At 66.9% G+C, this 14,731-nt stretch carries 15 protein-coding genes; 7 read left to right on the top strand and 8 right to left on the bottom strand.

Annotated features, from left to right (window positions below; genetic code table 11):
• Nucleotides 1-225: 225 nt before the first annotated feature.
• Nucleotides 226-393, bottom strand: coding sequence for a hypothetical protein (locus AUL33_RS22165; protein WP_156419375.1), 168 nt, complete (start codon nucleotides 391-393; stop codon nucleotides 226-228).
• Nucleotides 394-932: 539 nt separating this feature from the next.
• Between AUL33_RS22165 and AUL33_RS11205 the strand changes: the two genes are divergently transcribed.
• Nucleotides 933-2,081, top strand: coding sequence for a diguanylate cyclase (locus AUL33_RS11205; protein ID WP_062207586.1), 1,149 nt, complete (start codon nucleotides 933-935; stop codon nucleotides 2,079-2,081).
• Nucleotides 2,082-2,327: 246 nt separating this feature from the next.
• Here AUL33_RS11205 and AUL33_RS11200 read toward each other — a convergent pair whose 3' ends face one another.
• Nucleotides 2,328-3,077, bottom strand: coding sequence for a PspA/IM30 family protein (locus AUL33_RS11200; protein ID WP_062207584.1), 750 nt, complete (start codon nucleotides 3,075-3,077; stop codon nucleotides 2,328-2,330).
• The gene (locus AUL33_RS11195; protein ID WP_156419374.1) at nucleotides 3,074-3,499 is read right to left on the bottom strand and encodes a DUF2170 family protein; all 426 of its coding nucleotides are present in this window, start codon (nucleotides 3,497-3,499) and stop codon (nucleotides 3,074-3,076) included. Before AUL33_RS11195 ends, AUL33_RS11200 begins: the two co-directional genes overlap by 4 nt.
• A gap of 105 nt (nucleotides 3,500-3,604) precedes the next feature.
• Between AUL33_RS11195 and AUL33_RS11190 the strand changes: the two genes are divergently transcribed.
• Genes AUL33_RS11190 through AUL33_RS11175 form a run of 4 tightly spaced genes read left to right on the top strand, consistent with a single transcriptional unit; the run spans nucleotide 3,605 to nucleotide 6,452 of the window.
• Nucleotides 3,605-4,261: a DUF2491 family protein gene (locus AUL33_RS11190; RefSeq protein WP_062207663.1), complete on the top strand. Its 657-nt coding sequence runs from the start codon at nucleotides 3,605-3,607 to the stop codon at nucleotides 4,259-4,261.
• A gap of 45 nt (nucleotides 4,262-4,306) precedes the next feature.
• Nucleotides 4,307-4,708 carry a DUF350 domain-containing protein gene (locus AUL33_RS11185; protein ID WP_062207580.1) on the top strand — a complete coding sequence of 134 codons (402 nt, stop codon included), beginning with the start codon at nucleotides 4,307-4,309 and terminating at the stop codon, nucleotides 4,706-4,708.
• Nucleotides 4,709-4,718: 10 nt separating this feature from the next.
• Nucleotides 4,719-5,291, top strand: coding sequence for a DUF1190 domain-containing protein (locus AUL33_RS11180; protein WP_062207578.1), 573 nt, complete (start codon nucleotides 4,719-4,721; stop codon nucleotides 5,289-5,291).
• A gap of 3 nt (nucleotides 5,292-5,294) precedes the next feature.
• Nucleotides 5,295-6,452, top strand: a complete 1,158-nt coding sequence (locus tag AUL33_RS11175; RefSeq protein ID WP_062207576.1) for a glutathionylspermidine synthase family protein — start codon at nucleotides 5,295-5,297, stop codon at nucleotides 6,450-6,452.
• A gap of 498 nt (nucleotides 6,453-6,950) precedes the next feature.
• Here the strand turns inward: AUL33_RS11175 and AUL33_RS11170 are convergent, their stop codons facing one another.
• Complete coding sequence (locus AUL33_RS11170) at nucleotides 6,951-9,002, bottom strand: methyl-accepting chemotaxis protein (RefSeq protein WP_062207574.1); 2,052 nt, start codon at nucleotides 9,000-9,002, stop codon at nucleotides 6,951-6,953.
• A 795-nt stretch (nucleotides 9,003-9,797) separates the two neighbouring features.
• On the opposite strand from AUL33_RS11170, the gene AUL33_RS21615 reads away from it, so the two are divergent.
• A complete protein-coding gene (locus AUL33_RS21615) occupies nucleotides 9,798-9,941 on the top strand; it encodes a DUF1127 domain-containing protein (protein ID WP_082652521.1) in 144 nt (47 codons plus the stop codon).
• Nucleotides 9,942-10,122: 181 nt separating this feature from the next.
• On the opposite strand, the gene AUL33_RS11165 is transcribed toward AUL33_RS21615, so the two are convergent.
• The 4 genes from AUL33_RS11165 to AUL33_RS11150 all read right to left on the bottom strand — a co-directional run bounded on the left by AUL33_RS11165 (nucleotide 10,123) and on the right by AUL33_RS11150 (nucleotide 13,228).
• The gene (locus AUL33_RS11165; RefSeq protein ID WP_306302792.1) at nucleotides 10,123-10,503 is read right to left on the bottom strand and encodes a DUF1284 domain-containing protein; all 381 of its coding nucleotides are present in this window, start codon (nucleotides 10,501-10,503) and stop codon (nucleotides 10,123-10,125) included.
• Between the two features lie 44 nt (nucleotides 10,504-10,547).
• Nucleotides 10,548-11,129, bottom strand: a complete 582-nt coding sequence (locus tag AUL33_RS11160; RefSeq protein WP_062207571.1) for a biotin transporter BioY — start codon at nucleotides 11,127-11,129, stop codon at nucleotides 10,548-10,550.
• A 115-nt stretch (nucleotides 11,130-11,244) separates the two neighbouring features.
• Nucleotides 11,245-11,868, bottom strand: coding sequence for a GntR family transcriptional regulator (locus AUL33_RS11155; protein WP_062207569.1), 624 nt, complete (start codon nucleotides 11,866-11,868; stop codon nucleotides 11,245-11,247).
• 295 nt (nucleotides 11,869-12,163) lie between these two features.
• Nucleotides 12,164-13,228: a LacI family DNA-binding transcriptional regulator gene (locus AUL33_RS11150; protein WP_156419373.1), complete on the bottom strand. Its 1,065-nt coding sequence runs from the start codon at nucleotides 13,226-13,228 to the stop codon at nucleotides 12,164-12,166.
• Between the two features lie 119 nt (nucleotides 13,229-13,347).
• Here AUL33_RS11150 and AUL33_RS11145 point away from each other — a divergent pair, with 119 nt between their 5' ends.
• A complete protein-coding gene (locus AUL33_RS11145) occupies nucleotides 13,348-14,601 on the top strand; it encodes an ABC transporter substrate-binding protein (protein ID WP_062207565.1) in 1,254 nt (417 codons plus the stop codon).
• Nucleotides 14,602-14,731: the final 130 nt, after the last annotated feature.

Genomic DNA, 14,731 nt, shown 5'->3' with positions numbered 1-14,731 from the left:
GATGAATTCAGCAATCGCCGTATCAACGAGTGACGCGGGCATCCGCTGCATCGCGTGTCGGCCCAATCGCGGTGACACCGGTCCGCGGATCGGCAGCGACCCTGGAAAGCGCCATGATGGAACGGGGAGAGTCATCGAACCGACGTCGGATCATCGCCATCGCCTTCTATGCCTTCAGCATCCAGAACTGCGGCCTCGGATCACCGAGGCCGCACATATCCGTGGTCAGTGCGCTCTGGCGAGTTTGAGGAACGCTTCCGTCTCGTCGCCAGGATCCTTCTCGGCGACTTCAGGCTGGGGGTCGGACAAGGCCTTGGCGAAGGCCAGGAGGATATCGAAATCCTCAATCCTCGGTTCGTCAGCGATGCGATCGCTTGTCGTCTGAGTGTCCATCGTAAGGTCCCTTCGTTTCGAGCGGTCGTGCAGGGTCTCAACTCCTGATGTCAGCCAAATACTCAATTGACCATGCCTGTAGACTGATTGATCACGCCGCGTTTTGCAATGACGCATTTACGTGATCGACCCAGTGTTCGCTCCCACCGAAAGCGCGCCTGCATGTCAGAGGTTCGACGATGCCTGTCGAAGCACTGGCGCCGGCGTTCTCCGAATCCGAGGTGACGGGACGGACGAATGCTGATCGCGTTGCGCCGCGTGAACGATCTTCCCGGAAAGAACAGACCAGCGCCGGAGCAGCAGGTCTGCTGGGAGCGAAGCTATGCGGCGAGGCCTTCCGGAAGGCCGTTTCGCCGATCCATCGGCGCTGACGTTACATCTCGATTCCCTTGAGCGCTCCGGTGACGGGTGGCGAAGTCTGGATCATCGGGATCGGCCAACCGGCATTCGCCATCTGCGAACACACGAGAAGATCAGGCTCTCTTAGAGGCTCTTCAATCAACTGCGATTAGGGTCAAGTCGCAACGAAGGAGATGGGAATGGACGGATCCTCGACATACGTCGCACCTCGCCTGGCGCCGTTGCGCTGGCTCGCGTCGATAGATCCGACCCTGCCGAACGAGGTGCGCAAGCGGCTCGGCGCCATATTCTTCGGCTCCCCCAAGCCGTTCGTGGTGGGAGCGATCAACGCGGTCGCCGTCGTGCTCCTCGCCTTCTATCGGATCGGCCATTCCGTCTTCCTCGCCATCGCCGCCGTCGAAGTTCTGCTGCTAGCCGCCCGGCTTGCGGCCATGCGCAAGCCAGGAGTGCGCACCGGTCCGTTCTTTGCGGTCGGCCTCGCCTGGGCCCTGACGCAGGCCGTGACGATCGTCGTCGTGGTCCTGTCCCGCGACATCCCTATGACGATCATCGTACTCGCTTCGAGCCTGGCGGCCATCGGCAGCATCATCGGGCGCAACTTCGCGGCGCCGCGCTATGCGATGACGCAGGTCCTTCTCATCGACCTCAGTTTCAAGGCCAGCTTCGGCTTTCTCTACCCCGAGTTCATCCCCCTCATCCTCTGTCAGGGGGTGATGTTCGTGCTGATGAACATCTCGATGATCGAGCAGCATCGGCGCGTCACAGTGCGCGCCATCACCGCCGAGATCGAGAGCCGGACCCATTCGCTCCGAGACCCGCTGACCGGTCTCCTGAACCGCCGGGGCCTGGAAGGCGCCTTCGACCGCCTGACGGCCCGGGGCACGCGACCGGCGCTCCTCTATCTCGACCTCGACGGCTTCAAGCAGGTGAACGACACGCTCGGGCACCACGCAGGGGATGTCGTTCTCCAGCAGGTCGGGCAGCGCCTCACCGCGACGATCGGACCGCATGCCGTCGCCTGTCGCCTGGGCGGCGACGAATTCCTCGTCCTGTGCGACGACAGCGACGCCGAGGCGATCGTCGGTCTGGGCGCCCGATTGATCGTGTCGATCGGCACGCCCTACCAGTTCGAGCCGACGCTCCTCGCCCGCATCGGCGTCAGCATCGGCGCCGCGCGCGGCGATCCGGCAGCGGATCTGAAGACGATGATGGTCCTTGCCGACGAGGCGCTCTACGCCGCCAAGGCTGCCGGCAAGAGCCGATGCATCCTGCATGCCGGCAACAGCGAAACGGGCGAAGGACACGGCCCGCAGGCCCGCCGCGCCTGAGCCGTACAGCTTTCGCTCCATGTGATGGGGCGTGTTCCGCCGGCCGGGCGCCGCGCGCGGAACGCCCCGTCATGTCGCAGCCCCGAAACGGGCTCGCGACCCAGCTGCCATTCGACGGTCGCATTTTACGCCGACCGACAGCCTTCAGCCCGCGAGAGCATGGACGAAGGCGGTCCTTCGACCCGCGCCCCGATCGAGGCCGCCACAGGATCATCGGTATCGATACCGTGGCGGCTCCTCCGATGTTCAGGATTTCGGATCGTAGCCGATGCTCGAAACCGCCGGTGCCGGCGGCAGGGTGTCCTGGCTCTTCTCCGTGCGCAGGATCTCGGCGAAGATGTCGTTGGAGGACGAGCGATTGCCGCCGATCCCTGCTTCCAGAAGCGCCTGATCGAGCGACGAGCCGCTTTCGAGGGCCTGGAGTTCCGCGCCGGCTTCGATGCGCCCGGCGAGCGCTTCCTGCCGTTTCTTGACCCGCTCCAGGGAGTCCATGGCACTGCCGAGGCGCGAGTTGACGCCGGCATGGCTGGAGGCGATCGCCGACTGCGCCTTGAGAAGGGATTCGTTGGCCTTCACGCTCTCCACCTCGCGTCGCATCGTCTGGATACGCGTTTCGGTATCCTGCACGGCACGCAGCATCTGCGCCTGCGCGCCCTGAAGGCGCTGCAGCTCCGCTTCGTCACGCGTCAGGTCGGCGCGGTTCTGCGACATGCGCGCGGCGAGCTGGCGCGCCAGATCCTCGCGCCCGGCCGCCATCGCGGCCCGGGCCGATTCCAGATCCTTCTGATCCTTCGCCCGCGCCTCATCGACACGGCGTCCGAGCGTCTTGGCCGTGGCCATGATGCCGGCGAGGTCGCCGCGCGCCTGGCGCAGCGCCGTGTCGGCGTCGCGGATCTCCTGGTCGAGCGTGCGTAGGGCCTGCGCGTCCGCCACGCTTTCGCCCGCCTCGTTGATGCCGCCGCGCACGGCGGAAAACAGCTTGCCCCAAACGCTCACGTCGCGATCTCCTTCTGGCGCCACTCCGTCATGAAGGCCGCGGCATCCGCCGCATTGCCGGCCAGGACGGCCACTTCCTCGACCACCAGATCGGCCGACGAGCGCGCCGACAGGGAGCCGAACAGCTCGTACCATTCCTCGTCGTTCACGGTCGAGATGCCGAAGGTGGAGAGCGGAACGAGCTTGTGGGTCTTGAGGGCGAGGCGCTCGAAGGCCGCGCGGTTCGGCACGCTGTCGGCGGGCGCCAGCAGGACGCTGGCGAGGATGTGCTCGCCGGCGGCCACGACGAAGACGTCGAGATGGCCCCTCTCCTTCAGGGTCACGCGAAGCACATCGCCTTCGATCGAGACATCCACGTCGCCGAGGGCGGGGGGATCGGCTGCGAAGAGTTCCGTCAGGGATGCGAGGTTCCAGTTGGCCACGTCTTGCGAACTCCATTCCGACTTCACGCCACGCCTTCACCGGGTGGCCGTTATGTCATACTGAGTGTGCGGAGCGGGACAAGGCACGAAGCAATGATCGGACGCATCTTTGGTTGGGGATCGGACCGGAGCGCGAGCGAACTTCCCGTGGAACGCGGCCCTCTGGGCGTGGCCATCGGCGGCGGCATCGATATCGACACGCTGAGCCTCCAGGCCAACCTCGCCGGTGCCGAGACGGCGATGCCGGTGCCCCCCGGCGGCATGCTGATCGTCGCAGCCTACGGCGAAGCGCGGCTCGACGCCGGCATGATCCTGTCGCGCTACTACGACGCCGACAACACGATCCTGCAGGTGCTGTCCGCCTCGGCCGCACCCGGCGACGACCTGCTGGACGTCAGCCTGTACCGACCCTGGGACAGCGTCGTGCCTGCGGGCCCGGCGGATTGGGCTCGCTGGCGCGGTTCCTCCGGGCTCATCGGACAGTCCCGTTATGACGCCGACGGCCTCCTCTTCGACCGGTTCTGGGGCGACGGCGCGGGCCGGGCCGATCTCGTGGAGTTCGTCGAGACCGTCGACGACGGCGAAAGGCGGCGCGAGATCCACCAGTCCTGCATGCTCTACGCCCGTCCGCTCGGCCAGGATCGCGAGATGCTGCTCATCAACATCGAACGCGATCTCGCGGGTGGCGCTTCCAGGGAGGGCGGGTCGGTCGAGTTCATCATCGGCTACGGCCTGATGGCGGCCGACATCCGCCGCCTCTGATCGCGTCTCATCGTCTCGACTGTTCGCAAAAGGATCCTTTCCGATATGTTCGGCTATGTCGCGGGCCTGCCAGCCTTCCTCGCCTATTTTGCCACCGGCCTTGCGGCTCTCGCCGCCTTCTCGGTCGCCTATTCGGCGCTGACGCCGCAGCACGAGCTGCGCCTGATCCGAACGGGCAATTCGGCGGCGGTGGTCGCCTTTCTCGGGGCTATCCTGGGCTTTTCGCTGCCGCTCGCGTCGGCGGCCGCCAATTCCGTTTCGCTGACCGATTTCGCGATCTGGGCGCTGGTCGGTGCGGTGTTCCAGGCGATCGCCTTCGGCGTCGCCTGCCTCGCCATGCGCGACCTGCCGCAGCGTATCACCCAGGGCGAGATGGCCGGAGGCGTGTGGTCCGGGGGCATTTCCCTGACGATCGGCATGCTGAACGCCGCCTGCATGACCTATTGAGGGAGCCGTCATGAGGAAGCGCTTCACCGGTCGCAAGCCACCCCTCCTGGCGCTGGGCACGATCGCGGCGAGCGGTCTGGCGCTCACGGGCTGCGGCAACGACACCACGGCCGATACGCTGTTCACCTCGCCTACGCAGTGCATCGAGGCCGGCCTCGACAAGGGCGTCTGCGAAGCGGAATACCAGACGGCACTCAGCCAGCATCTGCGCGACGCCCCGAAGTTCCGGGGCCTGTCGGATTGCGAGGCGCAATACGGCGCGGGACGCTGCATGGAGACGCCGCGCGACCAAGGCGGCTCCGGAACGGGCCGCTTCTTCCTGCCGTTCATGACCGGCTATCTGATCTCCTCCGCCGTCCAGAACCTGACGAACTACAATTCCTACGGTTCCTATGTCGGCGGCGGCTCGTATTCGCGACCGACCCCGATCTTCACCAACCGCTCGGGGGCGACCCTACGCTCCGATCCGGTGATCGGGACGCAGGTCACGACGCCGCGCCCGGCCAACATCAACACGCGCGCCGTGTCCCGCAGCGGCTTCGGAGGCATGTCCTTCGGCCGCGGCGGCTCGTTCGGCGGCTGACAGGTGGAGCGCCTCACGATTCCCGCCCGCGACGGCTGGCAGGGCAAGGCCGAGGCCGTCGGCTTCGGCTTCCACGAAATGTACGGCGAGCCCTATTGGCTGGATGACGTCTACTACCGCTTCACGATGAAGGAGATCGAGGAGCGGATCGAGGCGCCGACGCAGGTGCTGCACGAGATGTGCCGGGACCTCGTGGCCGAGGTCGTGGAATCCGAGGCGCTGATGACGCGCCTTGCCATTCCCCCCCAGCAGTTCGACACGGTCCGCCAATCTTTCCGCTCCGGTGACGGTTCGCTCTATGGCCGCTTCGATCTGGCCTATGACGGGCAAGGCCCGGCCAAACTTCTGGAATACAATGCCGACACGCCGACCGGCGTCTTCGAGGCCGCCTATTTCCAGTACGATTGGCTGGTCGATCAGGTCGCGCTCGGCCGGTTGCCGGAGAGTGCCGACCAGTTCAACCTTATTCAGGAGAGTCTTGTCGCCGCCTTCGCGACCTATCCGGCGGACCGGATCTTCCACTTCGCCGCCATCACCGCCAGCGACGAGGATCGCGGCACGGCAGCTTATCTGATGGATTGCGCCGTGCAGGCCGGCCACCGCACGGCCCTGATCGACATGCACTCGATCGGCGTGGACGCCGCCGGTCGCTATGTCGATCCGATGGACCGCACGATCGACCGCTGCTTCAAGCTCTACCCCTGGGAAGACATGATGCGCGAACCCTATGCGCGCCATCTGGCGACGGCGGGCACGCAATGGGTGGAGCCGCCCTGGAAGGCGGTCATGTCGAACAAGGGCATCCTGCCGCTCCTCTGGGAGCGCCATCCCGGCCATCCCAACCTCGTGCCCGCCTTCTTTGAAAGCGATCCGGGCGTGGCCGCGCTCTCGAACAGCGTGCGCAAACCCTTCCATTCCCGCGAAGGCGAGAACATCGAGATCCGGGAAAACGGCCTCAAGGCCGAAGCGACGGACGGCGACTACGGCGCCGGCCCGACCGTCATCCAGGCGTTCACGCCCCTGTTCGAGGCGGCCGGCCAGTTCGCGGTCCTCGGCACGTGGATCGTCGGGGACCTCGCCTGCGGCCTCGGCATCCGCGAAGACCGCTCGCGCATCACCTGCAACCTCTCGCGCTTCGTCCCGCATGCGATCCTGGATTGATCGAATCGGGCGCCGAGCCCGTCTGGATCGTCCGTTGCTCGGCCCGCCGGTCGGTCGGGATGAACGTCCGCTCGGCGACGCTCCGGAAGACCGGTGCCCGACGGTGCGGCGAGGAATGGAGCGATGGGACCGAGCCGGGGTCGCGGGGAGAGAAGCTGGCTGAGCGCCCGCCCCGGGTCGCCATCCACTGCGGCTGGTAGAAATGGCCTTCGTTTCGGCCGAGATGGGCACGCAACAGCGGCCATCATCCGGTTGTGATCGGCGAGACATGTCCGGCGCATCTTGTTCAATGCGAGGGCCTCAAGCACCAGAGCAACCCGCCGACCGGTCGACAATGCCGCGGCGACGACGCCCGTATCGAGAAAGCCCGCTCGGGGAGGTCCGAGCGGGCTTCATGATCAGCACACCGTGACGGAAGATGCGAACCGCGGCCGTGAGGCGATGAACTTGCCGGATCGCGAGCAAGCTTCCGCGCACGGTGCAGTTGGTCTTCCCCGTTCAGGCGCTCATGCGCTCGAAGCGGCCGCCGAGATCGAGGTCGGTGCCCTTCTGGCCATGGGCCTGCGAGGCATGCGGCCTGGAGCCGTGTCGGGCGCCGAACTCGCTGACCCGCTCCTGAAGGGCGCGGACCGCGTCGCCGCGGGTTGCACCCGGTCCGGCGGCCGGCATGGTGGACGACGGTTCGGTCCGGAAGAAGCCGGCGCGCTCGCTCAGCCGGCCCGCTTCCGCGGACAGCTGCGAGGCCGTCGCCGACATCTCGTTGGCCGCCGCGGCATTGGCCTGCGTCACCTGGTCGAGTTGGACGATCGCCTGGTTGATCTGCTCGGTGCCCACCGACTGCTCGCGGCAGGCCGCCGAGATCTCGGCAATGAGCTCGGCCGTGCGCTGGATGTCGGGAACAAGCTGCTTCAACAGCATCCCGGCTTCCTCGGCCACCACCAGCGTGTCCGTCGAAAGGGTGTTGATCTCGGTCGCCGCCTCCTGGCTGCGCTCGGCGAGCTTGCGCACTTCCGATGCCACCACCGCGAAGCCCTTGCCGTGCTGGCCGGCCCGGGCCGCCTCGATCGCGGCGTTCAGTGCCAAGAGATCGGTCTGGCGGGCGATCTCCTGCACCACCGCGATCTTCTGGGCGATCGTCTGCATCGCCACCACCGACTTGGCGACCGCGATGCCCGAGCGCTCGGCGTTCTCGGCCGCCGAGACCGCGATCTTCTCGGTCTGCGTGGCATTGTCCGAGTTCTGGCGGACATTGGCCGTCATCTGCTCGACGGCGGCGGATGCCTCTTCAGAGGCCGCGGCCTGCTCGGTCGAGCCGGATGACAGCTGCTCGGCCGTCGCCGCCGATTGCGTCGAGCCCGACGCCACCTGATCGGCGGATGCGCGCACATCCGTCACGATCTCGCGCAGCTTGCCTGCCATCTCGCCCATGGCGCGTTGCAGATCGGCGATCTCGTCCGACCCCTTGGTGTCGGCATTCCGCGTCAGATCGCCGGTTCCGATCGCTTCCGCGAAGGCCACGGAGCGTCGCAGGCGACGCGCCGTCGAGAGCGAGAGCCAGATCGCGACGGCGGCGCCCGTCAGCACGGCCGCGATCACCAGGGCGATCGACAGGTTGCGCGCGGCGAGATAGCTCGCTTCCGACTGGGCCAGGAACGCATCGGACCTCTGGTTCGCCCTCACCGTCAGTTCGTCCACGATCTTGGCGATGGCGGCGGTGGCCGGACGCTGGTTCTCGACGAGCGCCTGGCCGACACGTGCGCTGCGGTTCGCCAGCCCTTCGTCGCCGCCGGCCCGCAGGTCGGCGAAGAGTGTCGCGACGCCGCTCGCCAGCTGATCGATGTCCGTTTGCTGGGCGGCGGGAAGGATCGCGCGAAGACGATCGATGTTGCCGCGAACCAACGTCATCAGGTCGTTGAGCTTCACGTTGCCGGACTGCATCTTGTCGGTGTTGGCGTCGACGACGATCCGGAGTGTCGCCAGAACCGAGGTCAGGATGGCGCGTTCGGTTTCGAACAGGATGCGCTCGGCCTGCGGCCCCAGATCGGTGGCGGGAAGCTTGGCGCGCAGAGCTTCCAGCTGCGTCTGGACCTTCGCGAGATCCCCCTCGCCGAGCGCCAGGATGTCCTGCGCCGCGTTCGGATTGACCAGCATCGCGTCGGCCATGATCTTGTCGGTGACGGGTCGCAGCGCAACGACCGTCGGGCGGAGCTCGGCCATCGCCAGCTTGCCATCCTGCGTCTTCACGCCGGCCTCGTACCGGTCGAGCGACGCCATCATGCGCGTCCACGCTTCCTGATACGCCTTCATCTGAGCCGCCTTCTTCTCGGGCGTCGGCTCGGACATGGTACTGCGAGCAAAGCGTCGCATCGCTTCCAGATTGGCGGACAGCCCGCCCAGGCCCTGCACCTGCTCGAACGGCCGCTGCGCGAACTGGTTCAGTTGGGTGTTGCTGTCGGAGAGCGATTGGATGCCGAAATAGCCGACAGCCGTCGTCATCAGGAGAACGCCGGTAAATCCGGCACCCAGTTTCGTCCCAATGCGGATCTTCATAAGCTCAGCTTCCCTTTAAGAAGATATGTTGATCTCCCCTGCAGTCTTCATAGCCGCCCAACCCTAACAAGCTCTTCAAGAGCTGCTGCAAGTCGTCACCTGTAACAGACTCTCGGACTGACTATTTGCCTGCAATCAAATCTTCTCTGTCTTGGCAACGATCTTCAGTTGTGTTGTACGCTCTGGAGATGAAAGTCTGGATGTAGCCAATTCAACCTGACGCTGCAGATCTGATGATGACGGGATTACGATCTTTCGTCTGAATCCGCTTTCCAGGTGTGGCGGATCAAGACAATCGCGCACAACAGACCAACAGTTCACGCCGAGCATCTCGGCCACCTGGCGCTGGGACCAGGCGTACAGACCCTGCGGGTTCGGTGACGAGGCCTGGTAAACGAACCGCCGGCCATCATCCCGGCGTCGAGCGGGATCTTGAAACGGTGAGCAGCCTCCCCCACATCTGTTTTGTGCAACGCGTCCCCGTCAAAGGGTCGATGCGGTCCAAGGCCTCCAGTCCCAGCCGACCACGGATGTACTGGCGAGTTGAGACGAGGAGGCCGCACATCTCTTCGGAGACGCAGAGCCGCCGGGAGCGATCCCAGGCGGCTTTTTCGTACCCGACGCGCCCTCCTTCATTTCTGCAAGGGTGCCTTGCGCGATGTGGATAGCGAAGAACCGGGGGGCTGCCATTCCCGCTGAGCGCTACTGCCCGGCGGGTTCGATGGCTATGTTGGAGATGTCGAAACGAACCGCACCGGCTTCCACCGACGAGAAGCCGCCCGAAAGGACCATCCCATGAGCATCGCTCGCTCCTTCCAGACCTGGCGCCAGTATCGCAACACGGCGGCCGAGTTGAACCGTCTGTCCCATCGCGAACTCGCCGACCTCGGCATCTCGCGGTCCGAGATCCCGGCCCTCGCCCGCCAGTCGGTGCGCTGACGACTTCCAGAACATCGCGGCGATCGTTCCTCCCGACGACAGCCGCGGACGGGCCGCACGGGTCCTCCCAACCGTTGCTGGCCACACCAAAACGCCCTTGCCGGTCCTCCCCCGGCAAGGGCGTTGTCGTTTGAGAGTCAGGTCCCGCCCGCGGGGGGAGGACGTGTCCGGCGAGCCCACATCATCGGACATGCACGATCTTCACGCCGGCGAACTCGCTGTCTGCGACCGTCGAGCAGAGCGCGCTCCACTCGCAGCCGACGCAGGCCGAGCGGATCGTTCGTGCGGCGAAGGACGCGCGAAGTCGGCCGAGTGTCGGGGCATCGAGGACGAATGCGGCGTCCGGCACGATGGAATGTCCGAGGAGGGCGCTCACGTCCTTCGCCGCCTGGGCGTCTCTCTCGCGCACGCCGGCGCGCCGGCAATGGACATCGGGATCACCGAGGAGCGGCCGGCAGATGTCGTCGGGTCCGTCGACGATGACGATCGGCTCACGCCCGGCCATTCGCGCCGCGATCGCATCGTAGTTCGCCGTGAAGGCCGGGCTGTAGCCCTTCCCCACATAGGTCAACAGACACAGCAGATGATGCGGCCGAAGCCGGATCGTCATGCGCGGCGGCGCAGCGGTCCCCGCGAGAGCACCGCGAGGACGGCCGCGCCGAGCGCCGACTTCAGCAGGCCGCCGAGAAGGAACGGGACCACCCCGAGCATGATCGCCTGCGAGCCGCCGATCAGAATGGCGAGCCAGGCGGCGCCGAGCGCCAGGCAGACCATGTTTCCAAACAGCATCGCAAGGAACGCGAGGCCAATGCGGCCGGCATTCCAGCCGCGCTCGACGAGCCAGCCGGTCAGGGCACCCGCGATCGGGAAGGCGAGAAGGTAGCCGCCGGTGGCGCCGACGAAGTGATGGAGGCCCGAGGCCCCGCCGGCGAGAACTGGAAACCCGAGCGCGCCCTGCCCGAGCCAGGCCAGGATCGTGACGGCTCCGAGCCGCCATCCATAGAGCGCCCCGATCAGAGTCACGGCCAGGGTCTGCAGCGTGATCGGCACGGGAACCATCGGAACCTCCGCATGGGAGGAGGCCGCAAGAACCAGCGTTCCCAGAACCACCGCAGCGACCTGCCATGCCGCGCTTCGATCCTGTCGACCGAAGGGAGCGGCGAAGAGCGATGACGTTGAAATAGGCATCGGTTTTCTTTTTGTAGATAATTCTTAAAAACTATCGCTCATGAATCCACAGCCGGCGGCTCGTGGCAATGCGAAAATTTGCTCCGCAGTCTCGCCTTCCTCTGCTCCGCCGCGATTATCTATTTTTTGGGCCGGTCCACTGGACATGTCGCGCCAGAACGACGGCGGCCTGATCAACGTCGCCCGCGCGCAGTGCCGCGAGGATGGCGCGGTGGTCCCGGTCCGTCGGCGCCTCCCATTCCGCCTTCCAGCCGGCGAAGAGGAAGCGCGCGCTCGCGGCCTGGAGATCGTCGATCGACCGAAGAAGCCGCGGCATGCGGCAGGGGGCCAGGATCAACCGGTGGAACGTCCGGTTCGCCTCTTCCCAGGCCTGGACGTCACCCGCCCGATCGCCGTCGCGGGTGGCGGCGTCCGCCCGGTCGAGAATGGCCTGCGTCAGGTGCGGCGCGGCGTGGCGCAGTGCCAGCACTTCGAGCGCCGCCCGCATTTCCGCGACCTCGCGGATCTCCTCGGTGCTGAAGCCGGCGACGCGAACGCCGCGACGCGGTTCGCTGACGACCAGCCCCTGCGCCTCCAGCCGGCGGAACGCCTCGCGGACCGGGACGTGGCTCGCCTCGAACTCAGCGGCGATATGGTCCTGCCGCAGTTTGGCGCCCGCCTCCAACCCGCCCGCGATGATGCGATCGGCGAGGACGCGGCTGATCCGTGCGGCGATCGTGTCGGCTTTGGCGGTGCTCATGAATTATAGATAATGCAACCGACATGCAGGCGTCGAGTCGTCAGGATGCATGGCGAGCATCCATCGGACGATCGGCAGCGGACGACCTCGACTGGAGGCGGGATCATAGATTCCTCCGCTTCAGGCTCGCGCCATCCGCCGTCCGCCAGGCGCGTCTCTCGAAGCGACTTGTGGCGCAACGAGGACCGATCGACGGTTCCCGCGTCGCAAGGCTTGCAAACACTTGCCCGGTCTCGCCGAACCCATCGGTGTCCGCGATCCCACCGAGAACCTGAGACGCACCGGCTGAGGGCGATCACGCCGTCCTGCGTGCCCGGCCGACACCCGGCGCGGGCCCCGTCGAGTTCCGGATCGACAACTCGTTGCGCAGGATCAGATGGGCGTCGCCCGAGGGGGCGGTGCCGGCCAGCCGGTCGAGGAGCCGGCGCGCGCCGGTGCGGCCGAGATCGAAACGGGGCTGGCGCACCGTGGTCAGCGTCGGCTCGCAATAGTCGGCGAACTCGATCCCGTCGAAGCCGAAGACCGACACGTCGCGAGGCACCTCCAGGCCGCCGGCCTGCACCACCTTCATGAAGCCGATCGCCATCTCGTCGGAGCAGCAGAGGACGGCGGTCGGGCGCGGGTCCAGCGTCAGGAAGTGCGCCCCCGCCTGCGCCCCCGACTGCGTGGTGAAATCGCCCTCGATCCGGCGCAGCCGCAGTCCCGAGGCCTCCGGCCCGGCGAAGAAGGCGGCGAGCGCCTCGGCGCGCACCGCGTCGTTGTAGTTGCCCGCCGGCCCCGACAGGTAGGCGAAGTCGCGGTGCCCCTCGCCGGCGAGATGGCGTGCGGCGGCGACGATGCTCTCGCCCTCGTCCGTCAGCACCGCCATCGTGCCGGCCGTGGCCGAGCAGATGGAGACGACCGGCAGCCCGGCATCGAGCATCGTGCGCCCTTCCGAGCGCGCCACGATCCCCGACAGCGCGATCGCCCCGTCGATATGGCCGGAGAACATCATGTCGACGACATGGCGCTCGCGGTCCCGGTCGAGATCGAGATTGCCGAGGATCATCGAATAGCCGTCGAGCGACAGCTCGTGGTCGATGCCGCGCAACACCTCCGAGAAGAACGGCGCGCTCCAGCGTTTCAGCGTCACCACGAGGATCATGCGCGAGCGCCCGCCCCGCAGTTGCCGGGCCGCCGCGTTCGGCGTGTAGCCGAGCGCCCGCACCGCAGCCGCGACGCGCTCGCGCAGTTCCGGGCGCACCTGGCCCGGCGTCGCCAGCGCACGGCTGACGGTGGCGGTGGAGACGCCCGCATGGCGGGCGACGTCGACGATGCGCGGTGCGCCGTCTCGTCCTCGGGTCGGCTGCGGCGGCGTCACGATCAAGTCCCTGCGATTTTTTCCCGTCTTACTTGTAATCGATTTCGAAGGCGAATACGCTTTCAGATGTAATCGATTACAAAGATAATCGGAACAGACGATCTCTGGGAGGAGACTGCATGTCGACGCTGTTGAAGCGCGCCCTTCTGGGCTGCGCGGTCGCGAGCCTGTGCGCCGGATCCGCCATGGCGCAGGCTGCGCCCCCCACCGAAGTCATCCACTGGTGGACGTCCGGCGGCGAGGCCGCCGCGGTCAAGGTCTTCGCCGAGCGCTTCGACGCAGCGGGCGGACAGTGGGTCGACAATGCCGTCGCCGGCGGCGATGCGGCCCGCGCCGCCGCCATCAACCGCATCGTCGGCGGCAATCCGCCCGGCGCCAGCCAGTTCAACACCGGCCGCCAGTTCGACGATCTCGTCGGACAGGGCCTTCTCGCCGACATGTCGTCGGTCGCCACCGAGGGCAAGTGGGCCGAGGTGATGCCCGCCGCAGTGGTCGAGGCCGCCTCGCGCGAGGGCAAGTTCTACGCCGTGCCGGTGAACATTCACGGCCAGAACTGGATGTTCTACAACAAGGACGTGTTCGCCAAAGCCGGGATCACCGAGGAGCCCGCGAGCTTCGACGCGCTCTTTGCCGATCTCGACACGCTGAAGGCCGCCGGCGTCACACCCATCGCCTGGGGCGGCCAGTCCTGGCAGGAGGCGCTGGTCTTCGATGCCGTGCTGCTCGGGCAGGGCGGCAAGGATCTCTTCCTCAAGGTCTACCGCGACCGCGACGAGGCGGCCCTCGCCTCGCCGGAATTTCTCAAGGTGGCCGAGACCTTCGGTCGACTGCGCGACTATGTCGATGCCGGGGCCCCCGGCCGCGCCTGGAACGACGCGACCTCGATGGTGATCTCGGGCCAGGCCGGCCTACAGATCATGGGCGACTGGGCGAAGGGCGACTTCATCAAGGCCGGCATGGCGCCGGGCGGCGACAAGGCGGGCTGCGCCCTCGTGCCGGGCGGCCAGGGCTACGTGATGGGCGGCGACGTCTTCGTCTTTCCCAAGTCCGGCGACGCCACCGCGCCGACCGCGGCGCAGGCGCTTCTGGCCAGGACGATGCTCGACCCCGTCACGCAGGTCGAGTTCAGCCAGAAGAAGGGTTCGATCCCGGTGCGCACCGATGTCGACACCAGCGCGCTCGACCCCTGCGCCCAGAAGGGCATCGCGCTCGTGCGCGATCCCGCCATGCAGATCCCCTCGATCAACTTCTTCGCCTCCGCCGACACGGTGGGCGCGATCCGCGATGCGGTGACGGACTATTTCAGCACGAAGGACGCCGACGCCCAGTCCTTCGTCGACGCCTTCACCGACGCCGTGACCTCCGGCACCTGACCGCGCGAGGCGGGCCGCGCCGGACCGATCGTCCGGCCCTCCCGCCTTCCCCTCCCCGGGCAGCGGCGCGCGCTTCGTTCCAGCGCGCGCCGGCCCCGCCCCATCGGCCCCGCCCCATCGGCAGGAGGCA

It is taken from the genome of Aureimonas sp. AU12 (assembly GCF_001463705.1).
GTDB lineage: Bacteria > Pseudomonadota > Alphaproteobacteria > Rhizobiales > Rhizobiaceae > Aureimonas.
The sequence above is the reverse complement of the archived record's forward strand: the minus strand, read 5'-3'. Positions and strand labels throughout refer to the sequence as shown.

Coding starts and splice junctions, on each gene's coding strand:
- AUL33_RS11205 (WP_062207586.1), top strand. CDS start 933: ATGGACGGATCCTCGACATACGTCGCACCTCGCCTGGCGCCGTTGCGC.
- AUL33_RS22165 (WP_156419375.1), bottom strand. CDS start 393: ATGGACACTCAGACGACAAGCGATCGCATCGCTGACGAACCGAGGATT.
- AUL33_RS21615 (WP_082652521.1), top strand. CDS start 9,798: ATGAGCATCGCTCGCTCCTTCCAGACCTGGCGCCAGTATCGCAACACG.
- AUL33_RS11155 (WP_062207569.1), bottom strand. CDS start 11,868: ATGAGCACCGCCAAAGCCGACACGATCGCCGCACGGATCAGCCGCGTC.
- AUL33_RS11160 (WP_062207571.1), bottom strand. CDS start 11,129: ATGCCTATTTCAACGTCATCGCTCTTCGCCGCTCCCTTCGGTCGACAG.
- AUL33_RS11180 (WP_062207578.1), top strand. CDS start 4,719: ATGAGGAAGCGCTTCACCGGTCGCAAGCCACCCCTCCTGGCGCTGGGC.
- AUL33_RS11170 (WP_062207574.1), bottom strand. CDS start 9,002: ATGAAGATCCGCATTGGGACGAAACTGGGTGCCGGATTTACCGGCGTT.
- AUL33_RS11185 (WP_062207580.1), top strand. CDS start 4,307: ATGTTCGGCTATGTCGCGGGCCTGCCAGCCTTCCTCGCCTATTTTGCC.
- AUL33_RS11145 (WP_062207565.1), top strand. CDS start 13,348: ATGTCGACGCTGTTGAAGCGCGCCCTTCTGGGCTGCGCGGTCGCGAGC.